This is a genomic window from Stenotrophomonas sp. (genome assembly GCF_032103445.1).
Classification (GTDB): domain Bacteria; phylum Pseudomonadota; class Gammaproteobacteria; order Xanthomonadales; family Xanthomonadaceae; genus Stenotrophomonas.
In genome coordinates this window covers 6,162-9,579 of sequence record NZ_DAMDFR010000102.1, presented here as the reverse complement: position 1 = coordinate 9,579, position 3,418 = coordinate 6,162, and the positions used below count along the sequence as shown (strand labels likewise).

The 3,418-nt window shown below is 66.8% G+C and carries 4 protein-coding genes; 2 read left to right on the top strand and 2 right to left on the bottom strand.

The window, feature by feature from the left end; all coding sequences use genetic code 11:
- Nucleotides 1-128: 128 nt before the first annotated feature.
- The gene (locus RT551_RS20390) at nt 129-1,460 is read right to left on the bottom strand and encodes a GTP-binding protein (RefSeq protein WP_313461887.1); all 1,332 of its coding nucleotides are present in this window, start codon (nt 1,458-1,460) and stop codon (nt 129-131) included.
- Nucleotides 1,461-1,527: 67 nt separating this feature from the next.
- Between RT551_RS20390 and RT551_RS20385 the strand changes: the two genes are divergently transcribed.
- Nucleotides 1,528-1,902, top strand: a complete 375-nt coding sequence (locus RT551_RS20385) for a MerC domain-containing protein (protein WP_313461885.1) — start codon at nt 1,528-1,530, stop codon at nt 1,900-1,902.
- A 142-nt stretch (nt 1,903-2,044) separates the two neighbouring features.
- Here RT551_RS20385 and RT551_RS20380 read toward each other — a convergent pair whose 3' ends face one another.
- On the bottom strand, nt 2,045-2,320 hold the full coding sequence (locus RT551_RS20380) for a metal/formaldehyde-sensitive transcriptional repressor (RefSeq protein ID WP_313461883.1): 276 nt from the start codon (nt 2,318-2,320) through the stop codon (nt 2,045-2,047).
- Nucleotides 2,321-2,399: 79 nt separating this feature from the next.
- On the opposite strand from RT551_RS20380, the gene dmeF reads away from it, so the two are divergent.
- The gene (gene dmeF / locus RT551_RS20375) at nt 2,400-3,371 is read left to right on the top strand and encodes a CDF family Co(II)/Ni(II) efflux transporter DmeF (protein ID WP_313461881.1); all 972 of its coding nucleotides are present in this window, start codon (nt 2,400-2,402) and stop codon (nt 3,369-3,371) included.
- The last annotated feature ends 47 nt before the right edge of the window (nt 3,372-3,418 follow it).

Here is a 3,418-nt window from a genome sequence, read left to right as displayed (position 1 = left end):
CGGACCCAGGCCACCATGCCCTAGCCGCATGTCCAGCTTTTGGGGGTCACCTCACATGCGTGGCTGCCGTTCGCATGAAATCCAACACCGCGAAGCCACGCATGGCGTGGCTCTACGTATGGATCACGTCACCCCCGCGCCCACACCGGGAACGCATCCGGCAACACCTGCCACACCATCGGACCGGCGCGCATTTCCTCGTCGTTCAACAGGCACGCGTCCAGCTCCGCGCGCACCGCGCGCTCGTCCATGGCCACGCCGATCACCGCCAGTTCCTGGCGGCGGTCGCCCCACAGCGGATGCCACATCCGGCGCATCGCCGCGTACTCGCCCGGGTCGCTGACTTCATGCGCCGCCGGCAGCGCCGCCGTCCAGCATGACGCCTGCTGCCGCACCCAGCCGGCATCGGTGTAAGGAATCTGCGGCGGCGGCAGCAGCGGCACCGTGTCTTCCAGCCCGGCATCCACCCGCTCGCGTGCGGCGTACCAGAACCCCGCCGCCTGGGTGCGCGTGGAGGCACCCACGCTGGACAGCTCACCGACCCAGTCCATGCGGTTGGCCAGCCAGAAGAAGCCCTTGCTGCGGATGACGCTGTTCAACCCACTGTCCAGCGCGCGTGCAAAGCGCTGCGGATGGAACGGGCGGCGGGCGCGGTAGACGAAGCTGCTGATGTTGTATTCCTCGGTCTCCGGCGTGTGTTCACCGCGCAGCGCCTGCATCCAGCCCGGGGCCAGCTGTGCGCGCACGAAGTCGAAGCGCTTCGTGTCCAGCAGTTCATGCGCGGGCACATCGCCGTGGCGCGACAACACCAGTCGCGCGTCGCGGTTCATCGCGCGCAGCACGGCCAGGGTCTGCTGCAGGGTCTCATCCTCGATCACATCGCACTTGCTCACCACGATCACATTGGCGAACTCGATCTGGTCGGCGAGCAGGTCGACCACACCGCGCGCATCCTCCTCACCTGCCTGCTGGCCGCGATCGGCAAGGCGATCCGTGCCGGTGAAATCGCGCAGGAAGTTCTGCCCGTCCACCACCGTCACCAGCGTGTCCAGCCTCGCGATGTCGCCGAGGCTGAAGCCGTCTGCATCCCGCACCGAGAACGTCGCCGCCACCGGCATCGGCTCGGCGATACCGGTGGATTCAATCAGCAGGTAGTCATAGCGGCCCGAAGACGCCAGCCGCTTCACCTCCTGCAACAGATCGTCGCGCAGCGTGCAGCAGATGCAGCCATTGCTGAACTCCACCAGGGTTTCCTCGGTGCGGCTGAGCGCAGCGCCGCCGTCGCGCACCAGTTGCGCGTCGACGTTGATTTCGCTCATGTCGTTGACGATCACCGCCACCCGCAGCCCTTGGCGATTGCGCAGCAACTGGTTGAGCAGGGTGGTCTTGCCCGCGCCCAGGAAGCCGGACAGGACGGTGACGGGCAGGCGCGAATCGGCGGGGGTGGATGCAGTGTTCATGGCGGGGTCGGCTGGGAGAAGGAATAAATGTTACTGTATAACACTCGAAAGCCAAGGGCCCCCACCCATGAAGCACCCCTACGCCTCCCTGCTGGACGCTGGAGCCATTGCCCTGTCTGCGTTATGCCTGCTGCATTGCCTGGCCCTGCCCCTGCTGGCCGCCGCCCTGCCCCTGCTGGGGGTGTGGGCGGAAGCCAAGTGGGTACATGTGCTGTTCGTGGCGATTGCGGCCCCGACCACCGGGTTCGCGCTGTGGCGCGCGCACCTGCGCTACCCGGTGCCGTTGTGGGCCGGTGTGATGGCCGTGGCCGGGTTGTTGTGCCTGCTGGCCGGTGCCGCCGAATGGCCGAGCCATGATGCGGAAACGCCATTGACCGTGGCCGGCAGCGTGCTGCTGGCCGGCACGCATGTGTGGAACGCGTGGCGGCAGCACCGGCATTGATGCCCCCCCCCCCGGCACGTGTCTCCGGCTCTACTTCGGCGCGTCCGCGTGGCCGCCATCTGCTTTGGTAGCGTCGGTCGACAGACGACGGCCGATAACGATGATCGGCACGGCAACGCATGAACCACACCAACGCCGCGCCTCAGCGCCCGTAAGCCCGCAACAGCTTCACCAGCACCTGCGCTTCTTCCGCACGCTCGGCCGGGTCGTCGGACGACACCACATGCGCCTGCAGGTGCTCATCCAACAGCCCCATCAGTAATCCGTGCGCCGCACCGCGCACCGCGGATGCCTGCAGCAGCACCTCGCTGCAGTCGGCGTCTTCATCCTGCAACGCGGTTTCCAGGGCAGCGACCTGCCCGGCCATGCGCCGGACGCGGGCCAGTAGGGCTTTTCGGTGTTGGTTGACGTGTGCCATAGCGCCGGAGCATACACTGGACGCATACCCCCATGGGGTATACATTGCGCGCCGTCACCAGCCACTTCCATGCCCCGCCATGTCCCTCAGCGCCGTCACCGACGCCCGCCGCCACAGCCATCACTTCGACGACGGCAATCCGCTGGCGGAACGCCGCACCCGCCGCGCCCTGTACCTGACCGCGCTGATGATGGCGGTGGAGATCGTGGGCGGGTGGTGGTTCAACTCGATGGCGGTGCTGGCCGATGGCTGGCACATGAGCTCGCATGCGCTGGCCCTGGGCATGGCCGCCCTTGCCTACGCCTGCGCCCGCCGCTACGCGCATGACGGGCGTTTCGCCTTCGGCACCTGGAAGATCGAGATTCTGGGCGGCTACACCAGCGCCATCGCCCTGCTGGGCGTGGCGCTGCTCATGGCGGTGCAGTCGGTGGAAAGGCTGTTCGTGCCCAGCAGCATCCATTACAACCAGGCGATCGCCATTGCCGTGGTCGGGCTGGTGGTTAACCTGGTCTGTGCGTGGTGGCTGCATGACAGCCCAGGGCATTCGCATGGTCATGGACACCCTCATGGCCATGAGCATGGGCATCACGCTCACCACCACCATGGTGAGAAAGGCCACCACCATCAGGATCTCAACCTGCGTTCGGCCTACCTGCACGTGCTCGCCGACGCCGCTACTTCGGTGCTGGCAATCGTGGCGCTGATCGGCGGCAAGCTGTGGGGCGCGGCGTGGCTGGACCCGGCGATGGGTATTGTCGGGGCGCTGCTGGTGACCGTCTGGGCGATTGGCCTGTTACGCGACACCGGCCGCATTCTGCTGGATGCGCAGATGGATGCGCCGGTGGTGGCCGAGGTGCGCGAGGTGATCGAGCAGGGTCCGTGGGCTGCACAGCTGGCCGACCTGCATGTGTGGCAGGTGGGCCGTGGCAAGTTTGCGGTGGTGGCCAGTGTGGTCAGCACTGATGACGTGTCTGCCGACAGCCTGCGTGAGGCACTTTCGGTACATGAGGAATTGGTGCACGTAACGGTGGAAGTGCACCGCCTTGCGTAGAGCCGGGCTTGCCCGGCTGCGCCTTCCACGTAACCCGCCAAGAGCAG

Coding starts and splice junctions, on each gene's coding strand:
- RT551_RS20380 (WP_313461883.1), bottom strand. CDS start 2,320: ATGGCACACGTCAACCAACACCGAAAAGCCCTACTGGCCCGCGTCCGG.
- RT551_RS20390 (WP_313461887.1), bottom strand. CDS start 1,460: ATGAACACTGCATCCACCCCCGCCGATTCGCGCCTGCCCGTCACCGTC.
- RT551_RS20385 (WP_313461885.1), top strand. CDS start 1,528: ATGAAGCACCCCTACGCCTCCCTGCTGGACGCTGGAGCCATTGCCCTG.
- dmeF (WP_313461881.1), top strand. CDS start 2,400: ATGTCCCTCAGCGCCGTCACCGACGCCCGCCGCCACAGCCATCACTTC.